Below are 26,911 nucleotides of genomic sequence, written 5' to 3'. Positions count from 1 at the left end.
CGTTTTTTCATAAAAGAATAGGGTCTGATGACCTTTTGTTGTGAATATTGCAGCTGTTTGTGAGTGCTTTATTCAAGGCAGAGGTTTTGATGTGTAGTTATCCTACATGAAACAACCGATAACTCAGAAGAAAGGAGCCACAAACGCTGCCCTACGGGTTCGACTGCGCGTCCCGTGCTAAAAGCGTTTTATGCTTTGTTGAGGTCTGTTTGCTTAGAAACACTAGGCGTCACAAACCTCGCCGCGCCTAAAACGCTTTTCGCTAGAACAATATTTAACAAAAAAAGGTCAACAGACCCTAATCTATTGAAAGAACTTTGACGTTATATAGGTCTGATAGGTAAGAGTTGTAACGTGCCTTCGCACAGATTGAAAACGGAGTAACCTGATGCTGATCCGAGTGCCAAAGAAATCAGAAATAAAAGAAAATGAGCTCACCCCGGAAAGTGTTTACAAGTCCCGTCGTGAAATTCTGAAAAAACTCGGAATCGTGACCGCCAGCCTCCCCTTCGCCGCCCAATCCCAGGCCAACATTTTTGGTATTTTCGGTGGTGATGATGACAAAGCAACTGATGGCACAACCTTTGTCAGATCCCCATTGGTTGCAGAGAAAACACCTTATGGCAAAGGGCTGGAAACAACCCCTGAGTCAAAAGTGCTGACCTACAACAACTTCTATGAATTCGGCACTGGTAAAGGTGATCCCGTCGAAAACAGTCAAAATTTCGTGGTTAATCCATGGACACTCGAAGTCGATGGCTTAGTGAACAAACCCATGAAGCTAAGTTACGACGATCTGCTCAAAAAATTCCCTCTCGAAGACCGCTTCTATCGCATGCGCTGTGTTGAAGCATGGTCCATGAACATTCCTTGGGTAGGCTTCTCCCTTGCGGCACTGTTGAAAGAAGCGGACCCAATGGGAAGCGCTAAGTACGTGGCATTCGAAACCCTTCATGATCCAAAGCAAATGCCAGGACAACGTTCTCAGTTTGTTGGTGGTGGTATTGATTATCCTTATGTAGAAGGTTTGAGACTGGATGAAGCCATGAATCCGCTGACCTTGCTTAGCGTCGGACTGTTTGGTCAAACACTCGCACCGCAGAATGGCGCACCTGTGCGTTTGGTTGTGCCGTGGAAATATGGTTTCAAGAGCATCAAGTCCATTGTGAAGATTCACCTTCTGGAAGCGCAACCAGCGACAACTTGGAATTTGTTGGCGCCACACGAATACGGATTCTATGCCAACGTCAATCCGCAAGTTGACCACCCTCGTTGGAGCCAAGCTTCAGAGCGTTTTATTGGTGAAGGTTCTATTTTCAGCTCTCGTCGTCAGCCGACCGCGATGTTTAATGGCTATCAGGAAGAAGTCGCTCACTTGTATACGGACATGAACCTGAAGGCGAATTATTAATGCGTTTAACGCCCACGCACATCACACTGATCAAAACTATTGTTCATCTTGTTAGTCTTGGCTTTGCCGTCAACTTGGTAAACTTGGTTTTATCGGGTCGATTTGGTGCAGACCCGGTCGATGGTATTACTCACTACACAGGCATCGCTGCGCTGAATACCTTGGTAGTGACTATGTTGATCAGCCCAATCGCCCGTTTTACCAAAAACGGTTTGTTGGTTCGTTGTCGTCGTGTTGTCGGTCTCTATGCGTTCTTTTGGGCAACGTTACATATGCTGACCTATTTTGCGTTGGATCTGACTTTCAATTTCTCACTTCTAGGGACAGAAATCCTGTCACGACCTTATCTGACATTCGGTGCATTAGGCTGGCTGATCCTTTTTGCACTGACAATTACGTCGACTGCAAAAATCCAACGCCGTATGGGCGCGAAATGGCAGAAGTTACACAACCTAGTTTATCTGGCACTTATTCTTGCTCCGGTTCATTTCTACTGGTCGTCAAAATCAGAACTTATCGAACCGACAATTTACATACTTTTGGCGCTGACGCTGTTAGCGATTCGTTGGAAAACCCTAAAAAGAATCGTTGCAAGACCAGTATTTAGGAGGACATAGCCTCACTTTTGAACAGCTCTGCACAATTAGTGCATCCAGATATAGCAAATTTCAAATTTTTGCCATACTTTAAGGAACCTTGACGCAACCCTATGTTGTAGTGTTGATTTTTTGGAGTAGGCGTTTTTGCTGGACGAACTCATTTCGCAGAGCTTGAGAGATTTCCAATCTGATTGTGTCAGCTTCTGCGAACACCATTATCCGACGATCCACAACCGTGGAATGAAAGAGAGCCATTTAGGCAAAGCCTTGGCGCGTCGTTTAATCCACTCCTACAACAATCTCAATATCGATGCGGAATACACGCAGCTTGATGAAACAGCCACACTCAAACATCCTGCGTTTCGCATTGAAAGCCCTGAACATCAAATCTATATTGTCGCGCATCGCTTAATCAGTGCGAATGTTGCCTGCCGAAAAGGTCTTGTAAAAGACACGCAATGGACGTTAGAGCATCTAGATACGGCAAGTGATAAAGAGAAACGGCTCATCATTGTTGCCGATCACTGGGTCGACCGCTCCAGCGCGAGTAAGTCCGTACCGAGTTGGTGGCTCGGTCACCAACCCATCCACAAAGAAGAGTATGCCGCGCAAGGGATCCGATTAGTCGACGCAGATCGCAGCCTTTCCGAAGATATTGCGCAAGAATGCAATCTGAGTGACGGTCGACACCGGATATTTCATCCTCTTTTCCGTCATCGCGATGGATTGCCACTGTTCAAATACATGCTACTCACCGCTGCCTACACGCTGTAACTGATCCACCCTGAACGGAATCTCATGACCACAGAAGTTCACGCTAACGACGCGATGCTGCGCGACGCGCCATTGTTACGCCTTTTCCTTCGCTATTCACTACCTACAATCGCTGCCATGCTGGTGACCGGAATTTACGTTGCAGTCGATGGCATGTTTATCGGCCATTTCGTGGGCGAAGAAGGTCTGGCGGCAATTATGCTCGCCTATCCCATTGGATCAGTGCTTTATGCTCTCGGCAACCTGATTGGCATGGGCGCCGCATCTCTTGTTTCTATCAATCTTGGACAAGGAAAGCCAAACGTCGCGCAACATATTGTTGGGAACGCACTGTCTTTATCTCTCATTGTCAGCCTTCTTATCTCAATCATCGGAGTAGCGTTCTGCGAAGATGTCATTCTCGCACTTGGTGCAGAAGGTCGGGTTGCAGAAATGGCAGTCACTTACCTTCGGTGGTATTTCGGGATGGGCGTATTTGCGCTGGTATCCATGGCATTCTCTATTTTATTGAGAAATGATGGGGAACCAAACCGCGTTACTTTCATCATGATCTTTGGCGGCGTACTGAATATCTTTCTAGATTGGGTATTTATCGTTCTGATCCCATGGGAGCTGAAAGGCGCGGCGATTGCTACGATGCTATCGCAGGCCGCGACTGCATTGCTTTGTTTACGCCACTTCTTCAAACCAACTACCCGGTTACGTTTTACGCTAAATTCCATCGCCATTAGAGCCAAAACGATCACAGACATTCTTCAACTCGGCATTCCGGGTTTTCTGATGTACCTGTATCTGTCTGTGGTGCTCACTTTTCACAATATGGCGTTTCTCGCCTCTGGTGCTCCTATCAATGTCGCTGCCTATGCCATAGTCAGTTATACAGAAGCCTTTTTCTATTTAGCTTTTGAAGGTATCGCCTTGGGCATGCAGCCGATCACCAGCTTTAACCTGGGAGCAGGCCAGGTTCAGCGTGTTAAAACCAGCCGCAATATCGCTTTTGGTGCGACCATGATTGTTGCCGCTTTTGGCTTGTTTATCGTATACGGATTTCCTGAAGCCATTATTTATGCCTTTGCCGGTGATAATCCAGAGTTGGCGGTAGTGACCCGAGAAGGCATATACCTCTACTTCTGGGGCTTGCCAATGGAAGGTTTGCTCCTGGTCGGTGCGATATATTTTCAGTCTATCAATCAGGCGAGCATTGCCAATTGGCTGACTGGCGGTAAACTGGTCATTATTGCCGCCATGCTGTATTGCATGACGAAACTACTCGGCACAACAGGCACTTGGATTTCTTTAGCCTGTACAAGCACTCTACTCACTGCATGGATGCTGTGGAAGTTATATCAAACGCAAACCGTTACGGTGTCACAGGATAATCAATCACTATAAGAGGCAAGGATGCTCGAAAAAGTCATTAGCATACTGTTTCCGGTTTTTGCCGTCGTCGCTGCTGGCTTTTTTGTAGGCAAGGCATTCAAACCTGATATGCGCCATATCAACCGAATCAATATTGATTTAATGGTGCCATGTCTGGTGTTCACGACTCTTTCTGTTATGCCTATGGGCGGCCAACAGAATTCGCTCATCGCCGCTGCGGTTCTCGCTGTTTTACTCCCAGGTGTTTTAATGTTCGGCATCGGAAAAGTGATGTCACTGCCTTTTAAAACATGGGGACCTCCGCAAATGTTCCGCAATAGCGGGAACCTTGCTATTCCTCTTTTTGGCTATGCATTTGGGGTTAGTGCGGAAGCTCCAGCAGTTTTGCTATTTGTAGTATCAGTCATTCTCCACATCACCGTGGGCATGGCTTTACTAAGCAACAGCGAATATCGCTTCAGCAACGTCCTTAAAATGCCGCTACTTTGGGCGGCTATGCTTGCGTTGGTTTTCAATTTCAATGGCTGGACGGTTTGGAATCCACTCAATGAAGGCATGACGCTTGTTGGAAATGCTGCGGTTCCCGTTATGCTGATTTCACTTGGCGTTCAGCTTACCGCCATTAAGTGGTCTGGGATTCGCGTTGGGGTGTTGAGCACGGTATTGAGCTTGGTGACAGGTGCAATCAGTTTTACGCTGATCTACTTTTTTATCCCTCTTCCTTCAGAGCACATGCGAATGATGCTTTTGTTCGCCATGCTGCCACCAGCAGTGATGAATTTTCTCTACGCCGAGCGCTTTAAAGTGGGCGCAGATGAGGTAGCATCAATGGTACTGTTCGGAAATGGCTTTACCGTATTGACGCTACCTTTATTGCTTATCGCGGCTTTTGCATGGTTATGAAGCGTTAAAGAGAGGGCTTTTTCCACACAGATTTGAAATCAAACCAGCCGACGCGGTTTGAGGCAACATCTTCCAGTTCCTGCCCGTCTACAACGCCCTGCCAGATATGGAAAAGTGGGACGATCTGTGAGGATTCAACCAGCAGACGCCCTAATGACTCTGCATTGAAGGTTTCGTTTTTCTGGGCGCGCCACGCCGCCATTTTCTCAATCAATGCCTCAAATTCACCCTCTGGCATAGCTGATGAAACATGATCAAAATTCATCAACCAAGGCAGAATTGCATCATGCTTCTTGCTACCCAAACTCATTCCACAAAGCCAGATATCCACTTTTTTCGGGTTGATAGGCTGCATCATTTCTTCGTATGGCACGGTGTGAATTTCCAGCTCGATGCCGTCCTCTTCCAACATGTCTTTTAATGCCGCTGCAAGAAGTGGAAAAAGAGGATTATCGGCCTGATGAGCCAGCCTCAGTTTTGATTTTGAAGGAGGCAATACATCTTGTCTCGCCGTTTTGGTATGTATCCATCCAGGAACTAAACCATAGGCATTAGTCAGACGGTATTCACCAATTCCCCTTTCCGCCAAGTGAGGCAATAGGAAAAGCGATGAAACACGCTGACAAAGGTAATCCGCCCAGCGCTTGTCCTTCGCAATACCCGTTTTTCTATTCAGCAAAAGGTAGTCACAACCTTCGTCTATCTCCAGCCGCTCGTTCGCTGCGCTTTGAAGTGCACCTTGTCGAGAATCCAACGCGGTAGGATCAAGCGACGCGGTGGGCTGCAGATAACACATTGCTGCGCTATCCAGGACCCATATTTCAATTTCATCAGTCAGTGCACGATACCCAAATACTGGTCGTGTGCTTTCAGCACCAGGTGGCGTCTGTTGTTTTCGACGATTCGATAGGGGCCTGTCCCCACAGGAAAAGCGTCGGCATCTTTACTTTTTGCCGCCTTGTGGGACTGAATAGACGCCATGGGAACAGCTAGGGTTTCAGCAAACCTCACATCAGGCCGGCTCAAAAAGAAATCCACGACATTCTCTGCTGGCGCTTCAATATGCTGAATATGAGAAAAGTAAGGACTGCCGGTCATGGCATTGATTGACCAAATCACATCTTCTGCACTCAATAACGTGCCATCATGAAATTTCACTGCAGGGCGCAAATAGAATCGCCAATGGGTATCTGTGATGGATTCCCAGTGATGTGCTAAATCTGCCTCGACTTTCTCATTGGTTTCATTAAGTCGCGTCAATCCATTAAATATTTGAGAGACCAAGTGCTGCTCGGAACGGCGTAAAGGTTTGGCTGGGTTTAACGTAGGGAAGGAGCGGTAATAAGGAAGGCGGATGATCTGCTTACCTTCCTGTGTAGAAACACCTAACTGTTCCTGAATCAGCCTTGCAAGTTTAGCGGCGTCATTGTCCAGCTCTTCAAGCGCTGCGTCCAGTTTGCCTTCCTGAACCCACTTTCTAACGCGGCGCATTTGAAGATCAGAATCACTGCGGTGAAACGTCAGGCGGCTCTGCTTTCCTCGGCCGACTGCGGGCTCCCAGCTCAACCAGCCCTGCTCTGCCATCTTGTTGAGCACCATTCTTGCGTTGCGACGGGTACAACAAAAGATGTCCGCCATGGTCTCGAGATTGGTATCGGCGTCTTTTCCGTCGAAACGGTTATAAATCATTGAAAACTGGGTTTGAAGGCGTTGTCCGGACATAAAAGGGGAACCTGAGAAGTCAGCGATTATCGAATCCATTTCCTATTTTATACCTAAAATCATGATTCTCCAGCAATGGTTAACTGGTCAACTTATCGCCACTCGGCTTGAGTATTTCCTCATTTTGTTGGTGAGCCATTGTTATTTCATCGAACAGCGCTATTATCGAAGCACGATTGAAGATTGCCTTCACGCTGCCGAGAGATTGAGTTCTCGGACATTCTAGATTCCGGAGTTCTTATGAGCGAATCCACCGTTCTTTCCCACTTCCACAAAAAACAGGCTTGGATGGCAAGCCACGTAGAAAGTGCACAATTCCCAACGGCTGAAAGCAAAGAAGGTTTACGTTTGTACAAGACAGCGGAAGCAGAACCCGCTTCAACGGAAAAATCGTCTGGTGGCACAGCAGAAGGCTTTACATTTTATGAAGTTGATTGTCACCCGCTGATGGTTCGCTACGCAAAAACGCTTGCGCAAAAATGGCCAGAATCAGAACGCGAAACCATCATGGAGTTCTTATCTCAACTTTCACTCACAGATTTGCCGACGCCTGACGGCATGCATGTCGAACTGTATGTCGCAATGCAAGAAGGCACACCAGTGGCAACGGGAATGTTATTTAGCTCGGAAGAGTCTGATGGAAAAGTCATCGGAATTTACGATGTATACGGGCTGACGACTGACGCTTCAACCGCCATCAAACAGCACCTTATTTCATTGGCAGGTAATGGAAACCTTGTTGTAAGCGAATAGGGTAACGTATTCCCAGAAACACAAAAGCAGAGCTCTGGCTCTGCTTTTTCTTTTTTCGCTTTAGCGCTTTTTAATTTTTGTTATCGACTGAACATTGGGCTTTGAAAAAGTGTATCAAACAGTCGTAACCGGAGCATTTATGAACGGCAAGCGCGCTCTTTTTTAACGATAAAGAATGCTGCAACGATAAATGCGACGACCAGAATAGTTTCCACGTTTCTCTCCTAAGTATTTTGCTCGGCTTGCGTAGCACCGTCTGAAATGCCGCCACGTCTTGCTTCTGCGAATCGATGAATTTTTGTTCGGCGCGAAGTATAACCAAAACCCGTTAGCAAATCTCGTGAAATGTTAACTTTTTGGCTAAAAAATTCACGACAACTATGGAAACCGTGAATCACCTCCATAACCACTCATACAGCGTAAAAGCTGTTAACACATATTTCATTGATTTAAATCAGAAAAGAACAAAGCCACCTCATGGCGAGGTGGCTTTTTATTCATGAAATAAATATGTCTTTCCTATTGGATCTGCGCACCTTCTTCAGCCCACTGTCCGATCAATTCACGTTCTTCCTGTGTCATTTGGGTCAGATTGCCAAGAGGCATGATATTTGTGGTCACCGTTTGCGCTACGATTCTGGAGACTTCTAGCTGCATCTGTTCTGGTGTATCCAACATGACGCCCGCTGGTGCAGTGGCAAAAGCAGGATGGGTTGGCGCTTGGGAGTGGCAAACCGTACAACGCTCCAAAATGATCTCTTGTACCGAAACAAATATAAGGTCTTCGTTACCTGTAGATGAAGTCGGCATCTCGTGAGAATGGCCTGCTGAGACGTTTTGAGAAGCAGACTGAGGCGCAGAGACAAATGCCAGACAAACCAAACCTAACGCTGCAGTCGGGATGGTCCACGCATACTTCTGACTCCCATGACGCGTATTGAAGTAATGGCGAACCAATACGCTAATCACTGAAAGACCCGCCAAAATCGCCCAGTTGTATTCGTTGCCATAAGTGCTGGGGAAATGATTGCTGATCATTATGAACAGCACAGGCAGCGTGAGGTAGTTGTTGTGACGTGAACGTAATAGGCCTTTGGCAGGAAGTTCAGGATCCGGCTCTGTGCCCTCTTCAATCGCTTTCACCAACCCACGCTGCGCTGGCATGATGATACGGAACACATTACCCACCATGATGGTACCGATAATGGCACCAACATGAATGTAAGCACCACGGCCACTAAAGACCAAGCTCAGCGCCCAAGCAGCAAAGACCAAGAAAGCGAATAACACTAATCCAAGTAACATGGGCTTTTTGCCCAGTGGAGAATCACATAGAAAATCGTAAACAAACCAGCCAGCAATCAAAGACCCAACACCGATCGCTACCGCTGTCATTGGCGTTATACCCGACCCCGGTTTAACGAGGTAAATGTCTGCATTGGAGTAAAAAACAATGGTGAGCAGTGCAACACCCGTGATCCAGGTGAAGTAAGCCTCCCACTTAAACCAATGAAGTGTTTCAGGCATTTTAGGCGGCGCAAGTTTGTATTTCTCGAGGTGATAGATACCACCACCGTGTATCGCCCATAAATCGCCGGACAATCCTTCTTTAGGGTTCGATCTGTTTAAGTTGTTTTCCAGCCATACGAAGTAAAACGACGCACCAATCCAGGCAACACCAGTAATCATGTGTACCCAGCGCACTACCAGATTGAGCCATTCCGTGATATACGGATCCATAACAACCTCCTGTACGGACGCCGTCGCTAAATTTGTCTGCTACAAAAAAGCTTACGTCGCCCCTTCCTGTTTTTCTCAGATATCGGCCTGTTCGTTAACCAAGGCAACAAATCGCTTTTGTTAAAATGATGACGTTAAAAATTGGGCGCCAATATCACACGTATCTGTTCTGAAAAGAAAAACTCGTCACAGTTATTACCTGCACCTTCCCTGTCGACAACCAAAAATTGGTCATTGGGTGTTAATGCAAGAACAGGATGATGCCAAACGCCTTGATGGTAGTTTACGCCCTGGCTACCTTTTACATGGAAAGCGCGGATCGAACCTGGATCCGGCGCTTCTCCCGGCGGCGCGACCACCACCAGATAGTCATTGCCAAGCAAAGGCATAAAAGCTTGTGAGCCCCTGGGATGGCGTTCCAACATCATGATGTGCAAAGGATAGGAAAGAGGCGTCGCCTGAAAGATATTGATGATAACGCCACTGCCCTCATCAACTTGCGTCGTTGCGAGCTTATGGTAACGACGCGTCGAGCCGTTATTGATCATGAAGTACTCACGATTTTCGGCTTCAATCACATCACCAAACGGCGTGAACGCTTCTTTCGTCAGCGGTTCCGGCTTTAACATCAATTCCGTGACTGGCACTCTTCCTTCTCCTTTGTCCTTTTCTCACTGTAACGGGTAATCAGCTCAGCCAGATTTCCTGCCAAATAGGCGCACACGACTAATGCCGCCATCTGGGAATATGTTGACCCTGACGTGCGATATCGGCCCCAAATTGTTCACCTGATCTGCAAACTGATGGATGGCATCTGCAGATAGCTTCTGACTTGGCAAGAGCTCACGCCAGAAGAGGCTTTGCGTGGCAATTTGCTCGTCAGTGCCACCTTCTACAAAAGCCGCTTGAATCGAGACACTGTCAGGGAAATTACCTTTGAAATGGGCTGTATCAATAACAATCCGCTCTACCAAACCTGCGTGCCCCATAGAAAGGATTACCCAGTCATTCCCTGGCACACGACGACGCGCTGTTTCCCAGCCATCTCCCATATTGACACCGCGACCAGGCATGATCAGGTTACTCATGTGACCGAAGTGTTGGTCATTACACGCCAGAGCACGCCCGCCGTTTTCTACAGCGACTAAGTCGAGTTCGCTTTCCGGGTTAACGCGTTCCCAATCAATTTCAGGATGACCATAAACTCGAAGCCTTGCTACCCCGCCGTCTGGGTAGATATGAAAGCGAACATGAGTGAAGGGATTGTCTGAATAAATATCTGCAAAGTGGTGGCTGTCTCCCTGAAGATTCATTGAAGGCAGAAGTTCTTCCCATTGCTGTTCGTCTGTTGGATTGCCGTCGGGGCAGTAACACCCTTCCAGTGATGCTGAAGGAGGATAGTTTCCAGTGAAGTGAGAGGTGTCGATATCTACGCCGATGATCTTGCCCGGCAAACCAAGGCGGATCACACAGTAGTCGTGGCCTTCTTCACGCTTGCGGCGCGATTCCCAACCATCCATCCATTTACCGTTCTCATCGTAAACGCCTTCTTTCCATTCCGGAGGCGCATCATCAACAAGGCGCTGTTTGTCTGCGAAGAAGTCATCTGTCGCGTAGATCGCTTCAGTACCAAGCCGGCTACTGGCGAGATTAACGAGCTTGACGAAATCAGGACGATTATCCATTTCCATTGCTTCCTTTATCACATATATCTGAGACACCGGATGACGTTAAAACTGTGGTGTCGGTGGATACAAAAGGTCGCGTCTTTTCCCCTTTCACTGTAGCTGGAAGCATCGAGTGTGCTTCCGGCGAGCTTCAATTTGCGAGACGCTGAATTCGTCGACAAGCCCTGAAATAGGATTGCTATGTCGACGGCCAGAGAGCTACAAATCACGTAGCCTGAACAGTGCGATTTTGTTGATTTCAGCAATCGCAGTGTTGAATTCAGTTGTTACATCGTTTTCTAAACGCTTTTCGAACGCTTCAAGGATCAAGTGTTTGTTTGCCCCTTTCACCGCCATGATGAAAGGAAACTGGAATTTTTCTTTGTAGCGATCGTTGAAATCGGTGAAACGGGCAAACTCTTCTGAGGTACATTGATCGATACCTGCGCTTGCCTGTTCTGACGTAGACTCTGCCGTTAATTCACCCGCCTGAGCTGCTCGACCTGCAAGGTCGGGGTGAGCCAGAATCACCTGCATTTTTGAAGACTCTTCCGCATTGTTGAGCACACCTGCCATGCGGGTGTGAAGCGTCTCCTGTTCATCAAACGCTGCATCAAGCCCAGCACCATAAGCTTGCTCTGCTACCCAGGGGCTGTGCTCGTAAACCCCGCCAAACGTATCGACAAACTCTTCTTTCGTTTGCTCGCTGGGGCGACAGGTTGAAAATCGTGCCATTACTATGCCTTTCCTTAGACCTGTTTAGTCATGCTTGGATGTGGGTGATGCTTGTGCCAGTGTTTGGCGATATCAATACGACGGGTGATCCATACCCTGTCATGTTGCTTCACGTATTCTATAAACCGCTTAAGCGCGGCCAGTCTTCCCGGTCTGCCAATCAATCGGCAATGCAAGCCGATAGAAAGCATTTTCGGTGCGTCCTGTCCTTCTTCATACAGCACATCAAAACTGTCTTTGAGATACTGAAAAAATTGCTCGCCAGAATTGAAGCCCTGAACCGTAGAGAAGCGCATATCGTTTGTATCCAAGGCATACGGAACAACGAGCTGAGGCTTACCCGGCTTAGTTCCATCTTCATGCCAGTACGGAAGATCATCGTCATAAGCATCAGAGTCATAGAGAAAACCGCCTTCTTCAGCAACCAATCTACGGGTGTTTGGGCTGGTTCTGCCCGTGTACCATCCTAATGGCCGCCCTCCTGTGACTGCTTTAATCGCCGCGATAGCTTTTTGCATGTCTTCCCGTTCGTCTTCTTCACGAACATATTGATAGTCAATCCAACGGTATCCGTGGCTGCAAATTTCATGACCTTCGTCTGCCATCGCTTGAATGGCTTCGGGATATCTTTCAGCGGCCATCCCAACGGCAAATACCGTCAAGGGAATCTCATGTTGTCGGAACAGTTTTAAAGTCCGCCAAAGCCCAGCTCGTGTGCCGTATTCGTAGATTGACTCCATGCTGATGTGCCTGACACCCGCCAAGGGTTGTGCGGAAGGAATTTCAGATAAAAATGCTTCTGACTCCCTGTCCCCATGCAATACACAGCGTTCGCCGCCCTCTTCAAAATTCAGTACAAACGAAACCGCAATCCTCGCCTCCCCCGGCCATCTTGGATGAGGGGGATGAGCACCATAGCCTTTCAAATCCCGAGGATAGTCACTACTCATCGCGCCATTCCTATTATTTAACCTTGCATCAAAAGTCTTGAGGCTTACCGTTTCTCTTTATCAGTTTATTAGAAGCAATCAGAGGAGGATCTTTCCTCTGGCAGGCAAGCACATTTTTAGTATTACATTTTGTATACAATTTACAAGAACAAGTTAACAAAATGTCGTCGCCTTCATATTTCTAGAAATCCACCCCATGAGAGTTTTGCATTAAATTCCTGCGTTAAGCCCTTTAGATAACAGCTTTCTTCCGTGATTCTCACTATTGATACTGCGCATTTTTCGACCTTTACAAGAATTAAGTATTGTGTACATTTTAAGTTCATAGATGTGCACACAGAATGAAATGCATCGGATCATACACATGTTATTCGCTCTCGAAATCACGTTGATCCTCGCTAGATACAAGAAAGCACGAAGGAATAAACCTTAGAGACAAGGACAGAGGTAAATGGGAAAGCTCACAACGCATGTGCTCGACACGGCCAAAGGTAAGCCGGGGGCGGAGATTGAAGTGTCATTGTTCCGTGTAGACGGAAATACCCTTCAACACGTCATCACCATGACGACCAATCATGACGGGCGAACCAACGAGCCATTGCTGGAAGAGACAGACTTCCAACGAGGAAAATACCAACTGCAGTTCAATACTGCCGAATACTTCAAAAATAGCGGTGTAGCCCTCAGCGATATCCCTTTTCTTGACGATGTCGTTATCCGGTTTGGCATCGATGACGAGAAAGCGCATTACCACGTCCCTTTACTGGTTTCTCCCTATAGCTTTTCAACATACAGAGGTAGCTAGCTGACTGGCCTACGAATGCTCATTTAAATAAACAGAATCAATGCGAAAAGGAAAAACTCGCAGTAACTCCTAGAAGGAATATGTCAATGGATAAGCAAAGCACTGCTGAACAACCCATAGGAAAGAGTGGCTTTCTCGAACGCTACTTTAAATTGAGCCAACACGGCACATCGGTTAAGAACGAGCTCATAGGTGGGGTCACCACTTTTGCCACTATGGCGTATATCATTTTCGTGAACCCCAATATTATGTCTGCGTCCGGTATGGATCCTGGCGCGCTGTTTGTTGCTACCTGTATTGGTGCCGCAATCGGTACCCTGATGATGGGGCTGTTTGCAAACTGGCCGGTGGGGCTTGCTCCGGGCATGGGCTTGAACGCTTTCTTCGCATTTACCGTAGTCGGTGAAATGGGATATAGCTGGCAGGTTGCCCTTGGTGCGGTCTTTATTTCCGGGGTCATTTTTGTCGGGTTAAGTGTCTCCCGGGTTCGAGAATGGATCATCAACAGCATCCCTTCTTCACTGCGCTATGCCATGACAGCGGGCGTGGGTCTATTTCTCGGTATTATCGGCTTAAAAAGCGCTGGGATTGTGGTTGGCAGCCCTGCCACTTTGGTAACGCTTGGCGACTTTACTCAACCACCTGCCATTCTCGCTGCTGTGTGCTTCTTCATCATTTCTGTATTGGCAGTTAAGCAAGTTTTCGGTGCCGTTCTTATCGGCATTTTCGGTACCACGCTGATCGGTTTAGGTCTTGGCCTTTTCGAATACGGCGGCATCTTTTCAGCGCCACCAAGCATCGCACCCACCTTTATGGCCATGGACATTGCGGGCGCTCTGAATGTCGGCATGATCAGTATCATTCTTGCCTTCCTGTTTGTGAACATGTTCGATACCGCGGGCACACTCATGGGCGTGGCTGAACGTGCCAATCTCATCAACAAAGAAACAGGCAAGATTGATGGCCTGCCAAAAGCACTGAAAGCGGACAGTATGTCCAGCGTTATTGGTGCATGTTTCGGTTGCCCACCAGTGACCAGTTACGTCGAAAGTGCTTCAGGTGTTTCCGCGGGAGCACGTACCGGACTGTCAGCGATCGTCGTGGGTGTACTGTTTCTGGCAGCCATTTTCCTCTCACCATTGGCAGGAATGATCCCGGCTTACGCAACCGCAGGTGCACTTATTTATGTCGCTTTTCTCATGATGAGCAGCATCCGTCACGTGAACTGGGATGACTTTACTGACTCAGTGCCAGCCGCTGTCACCGCATTAATGATGCCGCTGACTTTCTCTATTTCAAACGGTATCGCACTTGGATTTATTACTTACACCGTACTCAAGGCGGGCACAGGAAAGTTCTCGGATATTTCCATCGCCATGTATGTATTGAGCATTCTGTTTGTGTTCAAACTGATCATTCTCGGATAACAAATAAAGGGGCCCAAAGAGGCCCCTATTTTTCGCTTTAATTTTCAGGACCAACGACGTCCCAAGGGGTAATTCAACATTCACCACCAGCGCTGCCGAATAAAAAAGGAACGCCGGCAGCTTAAAGGAAGAAGTTATGAAACTGCTCTATGAATTAAACGACAAACCGCCTGCAGGCTCGACAGTCCTGCTTGCAATTCAACATATGCTTGCCTCAATCGGCGGTATTATCGCCGTGCCACTCATTGTCGGCACCGCAATTGGCCTACCAACAGGTGACGTTGTCACGCTAATCAACGCTGCCCTGTTTATTTCTGGTGCCTTCACCATCATTCAATGTATTGGCTTTGGGCCTGTTGGCATCAGGCTCCCTGTTGTCATGGGTTCCAGCTTTGCATTTCTCGGCATCGCGATAGGCATAGGGAAAGCTGATGGCGTTTCTGGGATTATGGGAGCGGCACTGGTAGGTGCATGTATGGTGATTGTCTCCGCCTTTTTTATGGAGCAAATCCGTAAGCTCTTCCCACCAGTCGTCAGTGGTGTTGTCGTCACGTTGATTGGTTTAACCATTCTTCCAGTCGCCATGAACTGGGTGGGTGATGCGCCAGCAGGCAGCGAACACTTTGCAACGCTGCCCAAACTTTTCCTTGCGGCTATTTCGCTGCTGGTTGTTTTGCTGGTTGCGACTTATGCAAAAGGTTCAGTGGCTGCATCAGCCATTGTCATCGGCTTAGCAGGCGGTTATCTGGTAGCTCTCAGCATGGGCATGGTAGACATGAAGCAAATCGGTGAAGCAAGTTGGTTTGCGGCACCTGAGCCACTGAAGTTCGGACTCAGCTTTTCCTGGCCTGCCATCGTGAGTATGTGTCTTGCCTACATTGTGGTCATTGCTGAAGCAACGGGTGATTTCCTCGCGCTTGCCAGCAACTGTCACCGAACTATCTCTGGTAAAGATCTTAAACGTGGCCTTCTCGGGGATGGTATCGGCAGTGCTGTAGGTTCATTCTTTGGTGCCATGCCTCTGGCTTCTTTCAGTCAGAACGTTGGTATTGTCGGTATCACTGGCGTGGCAAGCCGCTATGTTGTTGGTACCACAGGCGCTCTGTTGATCCTTGCTGGCTTGTTCCCGAAATTTGGTGCATTGGCTGTTACTGTACCTAAGCCTGTGCTTGGCGGCGTTGGTTTCATCATGTTCGGTATGATTGCCTATGCGGGTATTCGAATGTTGGTTAAAGCAGCAGACACACGCCGCAATGCGCTGGTGATTTGTGTTTCTCTGGCGGCAGGCCTCGCTGTCACCATCAAACCTTCCCTGCTACAGCACCTTCATCACGATATTGCTCAGCTTCTTCATTCGGGTATTACTACGGGTACAATTGTCGCTGTTGTCCTGAACCTAGTGCTTCCGAAGTCGAAAGAAGATGTCCATGCTGAAAAGCAGGCAGAAGAGGAAGAGATGAACAGCGAACATACAATCCCGCTCAGCGAAGATACGACAGAACCTGCAATGGCTAGCACTTCTTCTCAGAGTGATGTGTCGACAGATCAACCTTCTAAACCGACGCAATAAACCTTCCGTGTCAGCCCCGATTTTCTGAGAAACTCGGGGCTGTTCATTTTCCAGCAAAGGATACAAATACATGGCGACGACCTGGATTAAAAATCCTCTCGCGATTTGGACTGGAACGAATGATGACGCGGCTGGCGGCATTGTTGTTCAAGGAAACACCATTATAGAAGTGGTTGCCAAGGGCGCAGTTCCCACCCAGCCATTCGACCATACCCTAGATGCTTCAGAGCATGTCGTGTTACCGGGCTTGGTTAACGCCCATCACCATTTCTACCAGACGCTCACCCGTGCTTATCCCGATGCATTGGACAAAGAACTATTCCATTGGCTTAAGGCGCTATATCCCGTGTGGGCTGGCCTTGATGAAGAAATGATGCAGCTTGGGACAGAGCTCGCCAGTACTGAGTTGCTGCTCTCCGGTTGTACCACAGCTTCCGATCACCATTACTTAATCCCAGTTGGTTTGGAACACGCCATTGATATTCAGGTAGAAGCCACTAGAAAGCTCGGTTTACGCACTGTGCTGACCCGAGGATCAATGAGCCTTGGTGAAGATCAGGGCGGGCTTCCCCCAAGGCACACCATTCAAACTGAACAAGCCATCATTGATGATAGCGTTCGCCTAATCCGCGAATATCATCAACCTGAATTTGGCGGCATGACCCAAATTGCCCTCGCCCCCTGCTCTCCTTTTTCTGTCACCACAGAGCTCATGAAAGAAACGGCTCACATTGCCAAGCAACATGATGTGATGCTACATACTCATCTTTGCGAGACCATAGACGAAGAAAACTTCTGTCTGGAGCGTTTCGGTTACCGTCCCGTCGATTATCTGGAAGAAGTGGGCTGGCTGCATGACAGAACCTGGCTTGCACACGGTATACATTTCAACGACGAAGAGATTCGCAGGCTTGGACAATCTGGCATTGGAATTTGTCATTGTCCAAGTTCTAACATGATGCTCGCCTCGGGTATTTGCCGAAATCTGGAACTAGAAGAAGCTGGCGCTTCTGTTGGTCTTGGCGTGGATGGCTCTGCATCCAATGATGGTTCCAATTTGGTGAATGAACTACGAATGGCGACTTACATTCAACGACTGAGATACGGTTCTGCCAAAGTCAGTCACTTTGATGCGTTCCGCTGGGCAACACAAGGCTCTGCGAGAAATATCGGCCGAAAAGACATCGGCACGCTGGACAAAGGTATGTTGGCAGATATTGCTATGTTCAAGCTGGATGAAATTCAATTCTCTGGCAGCCACGATCCTCTCGCTGCGCTGGTGCTTTGCGGCCACCATCGCGCAGACCGCGTCATGGTTAATGGTGATTGGCGGGTGGTTGATGGCGAATTGGTCGATGTTGATAAGCAAGAGTTGATGGTAAGGCACCGTGCAGCAGCAAGAAAGCTGGCTGCTAAAGCTCAACAACTAAGGCGCTAAAAAGCGCCTTCATTTTTTCTTTGCCATGTTAATTAGGGGAACGCTTAACCGATTTCTTTCCGCTTAAGCTTTGCGCGTTGATCTCTTTACCGGTGACGTAGTTGAACGACGAAACCACCAGCGCATAAACAACATCAACTTCGGCTTGAGTCGAAGGCGTATAGATCATGACAAAGCCTTCCCAACCCAAACGCTGAGACGACCAGGGATGAAAGGTTGCCCAGTTGTTTTTCACCGCTTCTTTGGCTAACTCTGGCGGTAGTGAAGCATGAAGACTGCCGTCTGGATGTAAATGCGCGAATTCTCGGCCACCGACGATGGCCTGAGGATTCGCAAGCGGAACACCCTCGCGAATCCAGAAGCCTTCCGCACCAGGAAGAGAAAGCATTGAGCTTTGCAATGATACATCAGGGATCTTTGCTACCTTGTTTCTGAATTCAGCAATCAGGTCAGCATCTGTTTTCACATTCAACTGCACGTGAGGAACGCTATCGGTCGTATCCGGAATAGCCGTTTCTCTTGGAGAAAGTTCGCCATCGACATTGGCATGCGCATTTAATGTTGCGGCAAGCAAAACTGTTGAAAACCAACTCACGCTTTTCACTCTGAACTTCATAAGCTTTCTCTCCCAACCTTATTAGAAACGATAACGCAACCCAAGAGACACTTCGTGGGCGGTAGCGCCGTCTATTTGGAAGCCATCGGTAAAGGAATCCTGATAGGTTTGAGCGTCACCCAGCGAGACATACTGATACTCGCCAACGACTGCAAAGCTTTCATTGAAGGAATAGCTTGCTCCCACGCCAACATTCCAGGTGAATTCCGTCTCCGTTTTGTCTGGATAGCCATCGTAAAAGCCATCTGACACACCATCAAATGCGTCAAAGGCGGAAACGCCCTGACCACCTAGTTTGGCACTGTACTTGTTACGGGCGATACCCAAGCCACCCTTGATATAGGGCGAAAAGCCAGTGCCTGTATCGATATCATAAAAGCCTTCCACCGTTAGCGTTGTGCTCTCAAGTTTTCCGACCAGAGCATACTCCTCGCCATTTCTCGCTCCGGTGCCAAAACGTGTGCTGCTAAAATCGCTTTCGCGATAACCCAATCGCCCTTCGACTCGGAACGACTCGTTAACGATATAGCCCAAGCCAATCGTACCTACCTCACCATCACCGGAATCAAAGTCGTTTGGAAAATCCGCTTCAACAGCGATGTTATTGCCATAGGCTTCACCGTCTGTCGCTTGATAGCTTTTACCCGCCAGCACAGTGACATACACACCTTCTGCAACAGTCGAAGTAGAGAATACAGTCGCAGCCAATACCGCAAGTGAGAGCCTGGTTTTCTTTGAAATCATCTTCATGTCCCTTTGTTTTCCCGTACGCCATGTCGCACGCATACAATGTACAAGAAGATGTTTATTTGTATTATCGTGTATTAACGGACTTCATAATTCGCTCAGGAAGAACAATGATTGAATACCTCAAACATATGGCTATCTTTGTCCGTGTTGTCGACGGTGGATCATTCCGAGCTGCCGCCAAACAGCTAAATCTTGCTCCTTCCCGAGTGAGCCAAACCATTTCAGACCTAGAAGATTACCTAGGGAAGACGCTGCTCTACCGCACGACGAGAAAGCTTTCCCTGACCAATGAGGGGCGCATGTTTTACCCTCGAGTGGTAGAAATGCTCAAGCAGGCAGAACTGGGGTTAAACGAGCTCAATGCTATCTCGGTTGAACCCGTCGGAGAATTGCGTATTTCCTTACCTGCATTTCTTGCTTCCTCTGACGTATCCACTGCACTAGCTGCATTCACCCGCTTATACCCTCGTGTTTCCCTGTCAATTTCTTATACAGATATGCCCGTCAGCCTGATTGACGATGGGTATGACCTGAACGTACGGATTGGCTGGCTAGATGACAGTTCCATGCTTTCTCGAAAATTGGGCGAATATCAGCGTGTTTTGGTCGCTGGCGCTGAATATGCCGCTTCTCACCCAACACCGCAGCATCCAGACGATCTCGTTGATCTTGAGTGGTTAAGCTTCAAACATCGTAAGGACAGAATGGAGTTCATGTCAGGCGATGACAAAGTGCTCGTCGTTTTTAACAACTTTCAATTGCAAGTCGACACCATTGAAGCGCTTTGTCATCTCGCTCATCAAAATGCCGGGATCGCGATTTTACCGCAACATATCGCCGAGCCAGGGCTAAAATCCGGCGCGTTGGTACAACTTCTTCCAGATTGGTCTCTGCGTAAGCTTGGGCGATACGCGGTTTGGCCGGATAAAGCCCGAAGAGAGAATCTAACGCTCTTGTTGGCTCGGTTTTTGGCAGACCAGTTCGCGGAATGAGCACATAAACAAACGCCCCTATTCTATTAGGGGCGTTTGACTTAATAGCGCTATTTGCAGTGGAAGTTTAACGCGCCAATTTACCTAAAGCTTCAGCCACCATATCGACATTGCCAATACCACCGGATGGCAAATAGCCGCTACCGGAGAATCCTGTAAAGGCTGATGGTGCCTCACCAATCAGAGAACTCATGGTCGTCCCGGGTTTCGCTGCTACGTATACGTTAGGGCCAGCAGTTTCAGTGAACGTCTGATCCGTCACTAAATTGCTCAGTGCTGAAACGCGTTTCTTGCGATCAACACTCCACCAGTTCGCCACAAAATTAGCCCCGCCAGGGTGACATTCCGCGGTAGCTTCTACTACTTCACCGAAGATGCTAAATGAATAGTCATGATTGCCCGGCACACTCACACTGAGTTGTGCAACATCACAGGTACCCGGAGTGGTATCAGCCTGCGCGTTAATCATGTGTTCATTGAACATCGCAGTTTTCATACCCATTCTTTTCATCGCGCCGTAATATGCAGGAGAAGAGGTTTGGTAGCTCAATGCGAAGATATTGAAATCAGCGCCGTTCGAACCGTCGTTATTAAACGTCGTCGCAGGTAGATTGGAAGTATTGATTGGTGTGCCCACATGAGCAAACGCGACATTCTCATCAGTGAATACTCGGCCCTTTGCATCTGTCACTTGAATGACTTCGCACTGTAATGATCGAATAATCAGCATGCCGAGGTTGTCTGACCCCTCAAATACAAAACCCATGTCTGAAAGGCTGTTTACTTTAATGTCTGCCGGCACCAGCGAAGTCAGCGCATCCTTCTGTACAGCTATACCTCCCGCAATTTCCCGGCAGTTCGATAAATCTACATCAGAGTTGCTGAAGCGCTTACCTTGATAAGACTGTTTGTGAGATTTCACAGTATCAGCGCCTTTTGGGCTTCCTTCTTTCGCCATCACCGCTGGAGCAAGTGCCATTGAAGTAATAAGCGCTGTTGCTAAGGTGACTTTATTGATTGTCATGCGAACTCCTTATCCATAGTCGTACTGTTTGTTGTACAGAAACCAATCTACAGCACCGTCATTAGCAACATAATCCGGCATTAAATGAACTAATAGTTCTGGAAATAAGCACTAATCTATATCGGTATATTCGACTAGGCCACCGTCTTAGGCTATGTGTTTTCGCAAACAAAAAACCCGCATTAGGCTGCGGGTTTTCGCTGAGAAAATAAGAGAGATTACTTGCTAAGCTGGAGAAGTAACGCCCTCAAATTGACGCAATATTTCATCTAATTCTGCGCTAAGGCTTGTATCTCTTATGGCTTTGTTTTCCTGGTCAAAGTTGTCATAGAAACTCGGTAAACTAAAGACTCCGACGACATTGCCACCAAAATGCGGAGCCCCTTCTTTAGCCAGCTTCAGTACTGTTTTCGCGCCACCTGGCCCCGGCGATGTCGCGAGCAAGATAATCGATTTTCCTTGATAAACATTTCGATCGATACGACTTAGCCAATCAAAGAGGTTCTTAAATGCCACCGTAAAGTTGCCATTGTGTTCAGCAAATGACACTACAATAGCGTCGGCATTTTCTATCCGCTTCTGGAAAGCGTAGGCACATCTCGGAATGCCATAATCCTCTTCCAAATCGCTATTGTAGATAGGTAAATCAAAATCATTGATTTCTACATAGTCGACATCAGCGTTCTTGATCTTTCCCGCCGCATATTGGACGAGTTGCTTGTTAATTGATTTACGGCTGTTAGTTGCAGCAAAAGCGAGTATTTTCATCGTGTTATCTCGTTCAATAATGATACTTGGTACAATCTAGGTCGGTCTGGCCTTAAAGCTGGCCTAATTCTCCGGCTTGATAGCGTGCAACAACCTCATTGATTTCTTGTTGTGAGCTCATTGCAAACGGTCCTTGCTGGACAAAGCTCTCGTTAATGATCTCCCCCGACAGCAGCGCAAAATGGCTCTGCTTCTTGTTATCACCACGGACTTTCAATACGGAAACGTCTTTAGGGACGATTGAGACAGACTCGCCTTGATCCAGAACATGCCATTCATCGTCTAATTGATACTCGATTTTTCCTTCCACGGCATAAAGCCAAGCATTGAAGTCATCTGGAATCTGGTGTTCAAAACTCGAACGCTCATCAGCAAAACCATCAAGAATGGTAAACGGCCATACCGAAGAGGCCTGTGTTTTTGCACGGTTACTTTGTCCAAGTACTAGTCTCACTCGATACCCTTCTCCCACCAGCGTAGGCATGTCCTCTCGCTTCACATGAAGAGAGCTAGGCGATTCATGTTTCAACCTTGACGGGAGATTCACGAAGATCTGCAAACCATGAATTTTCGCACCAAGTCTTGGTGCTTCATCATGAACCGCACCACTACCGGCGTTTAGCCAATAGAGATCGCCTGCATGAATATCGAAGTCGTTGCCTAGCGAATCACGGTTGTTAAATTTGCCTTCTGTGTCCTCAAACAGAACGGAAACCGCTGAGATACCTGCGTGTGGGTGCGCGCCGAATGTCGGTACTGTCATGGTGTAATGATCAACCATGATGATTGGGTCCATCGCCCCTTCAAATTGCGTATGGCGAAAACCAATACCCGTGAATCCTTCGCCAATATTCAATGGGCTGCCAGTCACATGCTTATCCGAGGCGATATTCAAGTTTGATTGAGCTGCTGAATTCGTCATTACTCTACTCCGTTCTATTTGTTGGCCTAAAAATAATGTAACGAGTTGGATTCCGGATAAAAACCGTTAGAATTCGAACTCTACGTTCCATAAATAGGACGATAAAATGAAAGTCGACTTGAATGACTACTTTTACTTTGTGCATGTCGTTGAGAAAAAGGGATACACAGCCGCCGCTAAAGCGTTGAATATGCCAAAGTCACGGTTGAGCCGACATGTTGTACAGTTGGAAGAGCGCTTAGGTGTCAGGTTATTGCAGCGAACGTCCCGCAATGTTGCGGTCACAGAAGAGGGAAAGAGCTTCTACCATCATGCCCGAAAGTTGGTAGATACCTTAGAACTTGCCGAAGCTGCCATGGATAACCGCAGTGGGAAACTCACAGGGAAAGTGGTCATTAGTTGCTCAACAGGTGTCGCTCAATTCGCCTTACTAAGCATTGTAACCGAGTTTGCCAAGCTACACCCCAAAGTACATATCGAACAACGTGTCACAAACGCAATGGAAGATCTTGTGGCAGAGGGGATTGATATTGCTATCCGCGGACATAGCGCAGAGCTGCCTGACTCCAGTCTCATCCAGCGATTTATTACTACTGTGGAATGGCAGTTCTTCTGCTCGCCCCGTTACCTCGAAACGCTTCAACAGTTAAACACGCCCTACGATCTTGCTGATTGTCAGTTTCTAAAAGTAGGTAGAAGCGGTTCCAAAGACGCTATTCCACTCATGAACCGAGACGGGCTACGTACTCACCAAACATCCAATATCGCTTTGTGCTCAGAAGATATGTCGACCATACGACAAGCCGCGATTGAAGGGTTAGGTGTGACTGCCCTGCCTGACTACGTATGCCGCACTGCATTACAAACGGGAGAGCTAGTTCGCGTTCTGCCCGATTGGCTTTCACAGTCGGCAAGTTTAAGTCTGTTGATGCCTTCAAGGCTAGGCGTACCGCCACATACCAAAGCGTTGGCAGAATTTATTCGAGAGAAACTTCCCTTGGTGGTTAGGGGCAGTTGACCTTAGAGCAGCCATTTATACATCACAAAGCTATCGACATAGCCAATGCGCGGATGTTTGTAGGCTTTGGGAATGGTTCCGATGATATCAAAACCCAGTTTCTGCCAGAGTTTTACTGCCACTTCGTTGCTAGAAACCACGCTGTTAAATTGCATTGCCTTAAAACCAAGCTCTATCGCAACTTGCTGAGAATGTTCACACATCTGACGGGCAATACCTTTACCCCTTGCCTGGTCGGAAACCATGTAGCCGCAATTGCAAATATGACGGCTTGGCCCCATCGCATTGGGCTTGATGTAGTAAGTGCCAAGGACAACGTCATCCTCAACGAAAACAAATGTTTTCTGTGGCACTTCACACCAAAGCTGATAAGACTGTTCGAAAGTCATATCCGCATCAAAAGCATAGGTTTCCTCTGCCTTAATAACACTGGAGAATGTCGGCCAGAAGGATTGGAAGTCTTGAGGGGTTATTTCACGGATCATGGAGTCACTATGCGGTCTATTCAATTGCGATGGGAGTAATTTGGTATCAGCATTAATGGTTGCTAATCTCCCCCGCCAACATGTCCTCCAAAGTCTCCCCCAGTATTGCTGCTGTCTGAGGTGTCACTAGAATATGGAGAATCGTAGCGTTTGCGATTGGGGTTAGTTAGATACAGGAAGACACCAATGGCGAAAAAGACAAAGAATAGAAGAAAGCACCAAGGCATAAGAAAACCCGAAACGAGGCTGAAGACCATACCTAAGCCACCCAGCAAGATCATCAAAGTAGTCGCCACATTTTTCACCAGTTCAGTAGTTTGACGCAGGTTTATAAGTGTCTTTTAAAACCACTAGACACCGGACCATCCCCCACTCTCAATCCGCATGCTTTACGCCGCACCCTCTGAGCACCAAATTCACCAGAAATTCTGCCGCATCTTCGAAGTCTTGATCTTCTAATTCAAACTGACCGCTGACCTGACATATCTGCCAGTTAAAGTCAGCGTAGGTTTGGGTTGATGACCAAAGCATAAACATCAGATGCTTGGGAGGCACTGGCTCCATCCAACCCCGATCAATCCAATATTCGAACTTGTTCAGAATCATTCGAGATTGATCCATCAAGGATTCTGCAATGTCACTTGGGAGGTGTGGTGCGCCAGCCATCACTTCAGCAGCAAAAGTCTTAGAAGCGGCGGCATATTCTTTAGATATACGCAGTTTGGTACGGATATATTGGGTAAGCGCATCTCGCGGATCATTGAGCTGCTCGATAGGGTAAGACGCCTCGAGCAATGGCTGCGTGACGCTTTCCAGCACTGCACGATAGAGATTGTCTTTGGTATTGAAATAGTAATAGAGGTTGGGTTTAGGAATTTCGGCGCGTTGGGCAATTTCGGCGGTCGTCGTTGCAGCATAGCCTTTTTCTGCGAACAGTTGGCTGGCGACTTCGATGATCTTTTCCTGATTTTTCGTCCTGATGCGTGACATTACCCGTCCGTGGATTCATTAAAGCGTGTAATCACAACTTTAATGAATCCTAGACAATTCATCCAGTCAATCACTCTGGTAATATCAATATTGCTCTGAAGTCATTCACATTGGTGCGGGTTGGACCGGTAAAAATCAAGCCGCTAAGCGCTTCAAAAAAACCATAACTGTCGTTGTTAGTCAGGTAAGGTTCGGGGGACAGTTTCTTCTCTGCAGCGGCGACATAGAAATCCGGTTTCAACTCTGCTCCGGCATTGTCTTCCACACCATCAATCCCATCTGTATCGCAGGCCAACGCATAAATTCTGCCCCGAATCGCGGGCTCTTTCTCAAGCGCTTGATAGAGTGATAACAGAAACTCACAATTGCGCCCTCCACGACCATTACCTCTGACTGTTACAGTGGTTTCACCGCCAGAGAGGATGACGCAAGGTGCAGGGAAAGGCTGATCATGTTTAGCTGCACTGCTTGCCATGGCTGCATGCACCAGTGCGACATCCCTTGATTCTCCCTCCAGAGTATCTCCCAGAATGTAAGCGGGTATCCCTAGCGATTCCGATAAAGTCTGCGCAGCAACCAGAGATACGAAGGGCGTTGAAATAATCTCAAAACGGCTTTTTGACAGTCTCTCGTCACCGGCTTTTGGGGTTTCAGATGCTTCGCTTTCCAGCCAGAAAGTGACATTGTCACTTACTGGAATATCATATTTATTCAATACGTTAATAGCATCAAAACGTGTCGTCGGGTCTGCGACTGTCGGACCTGATGCGATAACATCTGCGGCATCTCCCGGCACATCAGATATCGCAAGCGTAAGCACACTTGCAGGGTAAGCCGCTTGTGCCAGCTTCCCTCCTTTTACAGCGGAAAGATGCTTTCTTACACAATTCATTTCATTGATGGCAGCTCCCGATTTCAACAGGGCTTTGTTGATTTCCTGTTTCTCGGAAAAGTCGATGCCCGGTGCAGGTAAGCTTAATAAGGCTGAGCCTCCACCGGATAGCAAACATATCACCGTGTCATTTTCATCAAGGTTCGTGACCAAATTTAGGATGAGCTTCGCGACTTTCTCGCCTTCACCATCAGGAACCGGGTGTGACGCTTCCAATACTTCGATGTGCTTACAAGGTGCGCCATGCAAATAACGTGTGACAACAACGCCACTTATCGGTCCATCCCATTCATCTTCCAACGCTTGAGCCATTGAAGCGGCCGCTTTACCTGCACCGATCACAACTAAATTTCCCGAGCGGTCTTCAGGCAGATACTTTTTAATATTTCCATAAGGAAGGGCTGAATCGACCGCAGCATCGAACAATTTCCGGAGAAATATCGAGGGCGATAAAGCTCCAACAGATGACTTTTCTGATTCAGAATTTTTTCTTAGGGTTTCTTCGCCTTCCTTGAACTCTTCCTGCTGATCCATTGCTTATCTCCATAGAAAAAAAAGCCCGTCGTGAAAGAAGCGGGCA

General features: G+C 47.7%; 27 protein-coding genes. 12 read left to right on the top strand and 15 right to left on the bottom strand.

Going from position 1 to position 26,911, the window contains the following annotated elements; all coding sequences use genetic code 11:
* The first annotated feature begins 388 nt into the window (after positions 1 to 388).
* From msrP to G5S52_RS01655, 5 genes are all read left to right on the top strand, one after another.
* The gene (msrP, locus tag G5S52_RS01675) at positions 389 to 1,411 is read left to right on the top strand and encodes a protein-methionine-sulfoxide reductase catalytic subunit MsrP (protein WP_002535919.1); all 1,023 of its coding nucleotides are present in this window, start codon (positions 389 to 391) and stop codon (positions 1,409 to 1,411) included.
* Positions 1,411 to 2,028 carry a protein-methionine-sulfoxide reductase heme-binding subunit MsrQ gene (gene msrQ, locus G5S52_RS01670; protein ID WP_165011514.1) on the top strand — a complete coding sequence of 206 codons (618 nt, stop codon included), beginning with the start codon at positions 1,411 to 1,413 and terminating at the stop codon, positions 2,026 to 2,028. The genes msrP and msrQ overlap by 1 nt, the downstream gene beginning before the upstream one ends.
* Positions 2,029 to 2,154: 126 nt before the next feature.
* On the top strand, positions 2,155 to 2,784 hold the full coding sequence (locus G5S52_RS01665) for a hypothetical protein (RefSeq protein ID WP_062664194.1): 630 nt from the start codon (positions 2,155 to 2,157) through the stop codon (positions 2,782 to 2,784).
* Positions 2,785 to 2,808: 24 nt separating this feature from the next.
* Positions 2,809 to 4,176 carry an MATE family efflux transporter gene (locus tag G5S52_RS01660; RefSeq protein WP_165011513.1) on the top strand — a complete coding sequence of 456 codons (1,368 nt, stop codon included), beginning with the start codon at positions 2,809 to 2,811 and terminating at the stop codon, positions 4,174 to 4,176.
* A gap of 9 nt (positions 4,177 to 4,185) precedes the next feature.
* Positions 4,186 to 5,067: an AEC family transporter gene (locus G5S52_RS01655; protein ID WP_165011512.1), complete on the top strand. Its 882-nt coding sequence runs from the start codon at positions 4,186 to 4,188 to the stop codon at positions 5,065 to 5,067.
* 4 nt (positions 5,068 to 5,071) lie between these two features.
* Here G5S52_RS01655 and G5S52_RS23695 read toward each other — a convergent pair whose 3' ends face one another.
* Together G5S52_RS23695 and G5S52_RS23690 are read right to left on the bottom strand one after the other, a co-directional pair.
* On the bottom strand, positions 5,072 to 5,863 hold the full coding sequence (locus G5S52_RS23695; protein WP_235956042.1) for an SgrR family transcriptional regulator: 792 nt from the start codon (positions 5,861 to 5,863) through the stop codon (positions 5,072 to 5,074).
* 38 nt (positions 5,864 to 5,901) lie between these two features.
* Positions 5,902 to 6,828, bottom strand: a complete 927-nt coding sequence (locus G5S52_RS23690; RefSeq protein ID WP_235956041.1) for an SgrR family transcriptional regulator — start codon at positions 6,826 to 6,828, stop codon at positions 5,902 to 5,904.
* Between the two features lie 201 nt (positions 6,829 to 7,029).
* On the opposite strand from G5S52_RS23690, the gene G5S52_RS01645 reads away from it, so the two are divergent.
* Positions 7,030 to 7,542: a hypothetical protein gene (locus G5S52_RS01645; RefSeq protein WP_165011511.1), complete on the top strand. Its 513-nt coding sequence runs from the start codon at positions 7,030 to 7,032 to the stop codon at positions 7,540 to 7,542.
* 519 nt (positions 7,543 to 8,061) lie between these two features.
* Here G5S52_RS01645 and G5S52_RS01640 read toward each other — a convergent pair.
* The 5 genes from G5S52_RS01640 to puuE all read right to left on the bottom strand — a co-directional run bounded on the left by G5S52_RS01640 (position 8,062) and on the right by puuE (position 12,634).
* Positions 8,062 to 9,282, bottom strand: a complete 1,221-nt coding sequence (locus G5S52_RS01640) for a urate hydroxylase PuuD (RefSeq protein ID WP_165011510.1) — start codon at positions 9,280 to 9,282, stop codon at positions 8,062 to 8,064.
* A gap of 134 nt (positions 9,283 to 9,416) precedes the next feature.
* Positions 9,417 to 9,911, bottom strand: a complete 495-nt coding sequence (locus G5S52_RS01635) for an ureidoglycolate lyase (protein ID WP_165011708.1) — start codon at positions 9,909 to 9,911, stop codon at positions 9,417 to 9,419.
* 63 nt (positions 9,912 to 9,974) lie between these two features.
* Positions 9,975 to 10,967 carry an allantoicase gene (gene alc / locus G5S52_RS01630; protein WP_165011509.1) on the bottom strand — a complete coding sequence of 331 codons (993 nt, stop codon included), beginning with the start codon at positions 10,965 to 10,967 and terminating at the stop codon, positions 9,975 to 9,977.
* 201 nt (positions 10,968 to 11,168) lie between these two features.
* The gene (gene uraD / locus G5S52_RS01625; protein ID WP_165011508.1) at positions 11,169 to 11,684 is read right to left on the bottom strand and encodes a 2-oxo-4-hydroxy-4-carboxy-5-ureidoimidazoline decarboxylase; all 516 of its coding nucleotides are present in this window, start codon (positions 11,682 to 11,684) and stop codon (positions 11,169 to 11,171) included.
* A gap of 14 nt (positions 11,685 to 11,698) precedes the next feature.
* Positions 11,699 to 12,634 (bottom strand): allantoinase PuuE, encoded by a 936-nt coding sequence (puuE, locus tag G5S52_RS01620; RefSeq protein WP_165011507.1) that lies wholly within the window; start codon positions 12,632 to 12,634, stop codon positions 11,699 to 11,701.
* 451 nt (positions 12,635 to 13,085) lie between these two features.
* Between puuE and uraH the strand changes: the two genes are divergently transcribed.
* The 4 genes from uraH to G5S52_RS01600 all read left to right on the top strand — a co-directional run bounded on the left by uraH (position 13,086) and on the right by G5S52_RS01600 (position 17,874).
* A complete protein-coding gene (gene uraH, locus G5S52_RS01615; RefSeq protein ID WP_082111436.1) occupies positions 13,086 to 13,439 on the top strand; it encodes a hydroxyisourate hydrolase in 354 nt (117 codons plus the stop codon).
* 86 nt (positions 13,440 to 13,525) lie between these two features.
* A complete protein-coding gene (locus G5S52_RS01610) occupies positions 13,526 to 14,866 on the top strand; it encodes an NCS2 family permease (RefSeq protein WP_046306369.1) in 1,341 nt (446 codons plus the stop codon).
* A 136-nt stretch (positions 14,867 to 15,002) separates the two neighbouring features.
* Complete coding sequence (locus G5S52_RS01605) at positions 15,003 to 16,436, top strand: nucleobase:cation symporter-2 family protein (protein ID WP_165011506.1); 1,434 nt, start codon at positions 15,003 to 15,005, stop codon at positions 16,434 to 16,436.
* Between the two features lie 70 nt (positions 16,437 to 16,506).
* Positions 16,507 to 17,874: an 8-oxoguanine deaminase gene (locus tag G5S52_RS01600; protein WP_165011505.1), complete on the top strand. Its 1,368-nt coding sequence runs from the start codon at positions 16,507 to 16,509 to the stop codon at positions 17,872 to 17,874.
* 28 nt (positions 17,875 to 17,902) lie between these two features.
* On the opposite strand, the gene G5S52_RS01595 is transcribed toward G5S52_RS01600, so the two are convergent.
* Together G5S52_RS01595 and G5S52_RS01590 are read right to left on the bottom strand one after the other, a co-directional pair.
* Positions 17,903 to 18,490, bottom strand: coding sequence for a luciferase domain-containing protein (locus G5S52_RS01595; protein WP_205743732.1), 588 nt, complete (start codon positions 18,488 to 18,490; stop codon positions 17,903 to 17,905).
* A gap of 21 nt (positions 18,491 to 18,511) precedes the next feature.
* On the bottom strand, positions 18,512 to 19,234 hold the full coding sequence (locus G5S52_RS01590; RefSeq protein ID WP_165011504.1) for an outer membrane protein: 723 nt from the start codon (positions 19,232 to 19,234) through the stop codon (positions 18,512 to 18,514).
* 113 nt (positions 19,235 to 19,347) lie between these two features.
* Here G5S52_RS01590 and G5S52_RS01585 point away from each other — a divergent pair, with 113 nt between their 5' ends.
* Complete coding sequence (locus G5S52_RS01585; protein ID WP_165011503.1) at positions 19,348 to 20,232, top strand: LysR family transcriptional regulator; 885 nt, start codon at positions 19,348 to 19,350, stop codon at positions 20,230 to 20,232.
* Positions 20,233 to 20,299: 67 nt separating this feature from the next.
* On the opposite strand, the gene G5S52_RS01580 is transcribed toward G5S52_RS01585, so the two are convergent.
* From G5S52_RS01580 to G5S52_RS01570, 3 genes are all read right to left on the bottom strand, one after another.
* The gene (locus tag G5S52_RS01580) at positions 20,300 to 21,256 is read right to left on the bottom strand and encodes a hypothetical protein (RefSeq protein ID WP_165011502.1); all 957 of its coding nucleotides are present in this window, start codon (positions 21,254 to 21,256) and stop codon (positions 20,300 to 20,302) included.
* Between the two features lie 225 nt (positions 21,257 to 21,481).
* Complete coding sequence (locus G5S52_RS01575) at positions 21,482 to 22,024, bottom strand: NADPH-dependent FMN reductase (RefSeq protein WP_165011501.1); 543 nt, start codon at positions 22,022 to 22,024, stop codon at positions 21,482 to 21,484.
* Between the two features lie 52 nt (positions 22,025 to 22,076).
* Positions 22,077 to 22,946, bottom strand: a complete 870-nt coding sequence (locus tag G5S52_RS01570) for a pirin family protein (protein ID WP_165011500.1) — start codon at positions 22,944 to 22,946, stop codon at positions 22,077 to 22,079.
* A 106-nt stretch (positions 22,947 to 23,052) separates the two neighbouring features.
* Here G5S52_RS01570 and G5S52_RS01565 point away from each other — a divergent pair, with 106 nt between their 5' ends.
* Positions 23,053 to 23,964, top strand: a complete 912-nt coding sequence (locus tag G5S52_RS01565; RefSeq protein WP_165011499.1) for a LysR substrate-binding domain-containing protein — start codon at positions 23,053 to 23,055, stop codon at positions 23,962 to 23,964.
* A gap of 2 nt (positions 23,965 to 23,966) precedes the next feature.
* Here G5S52_RS01565 and G5S52_RS01560 read toward each other — a convergent pair whose 3' ends face one another.
* The 3 genes from G5S52_RS01560 to G5S52_RS01550 form a co-directional block, all read right to left on the bottom strand.
* Positions 23,967 to 24,449 (bottom strand): GNAT family N-acetyltransferase, encoded by a 483-nt coding sequence (locus G5S52_RS01560; RefSeq protein WP_165011498.1) that lies wholly within the window; start codon positions 24,447 to 24,449, stop codon positions 23,967 to 23,969.
* 375 nt (positions 24,450 to 24,824) lie between these two features.
* Complete coding sequence (locus G5S52_RS01555) at positions 24,825 to 25,439, bottom strand: TetR/AcrR family transcriptional regulator (RefSeq protein ID WP_165011497.1); 615 nt, start codon at positions 25,437 to 25,439, stop codon at positions 24,825 to 24,827.
* A 70-nt stretch (positions 25,440 to 25,509) separates the two neighbouring features.
* Entirely contained in the window at positions 25,510 to 26,865 is a 1,356-nt protein-coding gene (locus G5S52_RS01550) for a glycerate kinase type-2 family protein (protein WP_235956040.1), read from the bottom strand.
* Between the last annotated feature and the right edge of the window lie 46 nt (positions 26,866 to 26,911).

Origin of the sequence: Grimontia sedimenti (assembly GCF_011045095.1) — a bacterium.
Classification (GTDB): Bacteria; Pseudomonadota; Gammaproteobacteria; order Enterobacterales; family Vibrionaceae; genus Enterovibrio; species Enterovibrio sedimenti.
The sequence above is the reverse complement of the archived record's forward strand: the minus strand, read 5'-3'. Positions and strand labels throughout refer to the sequence as shown.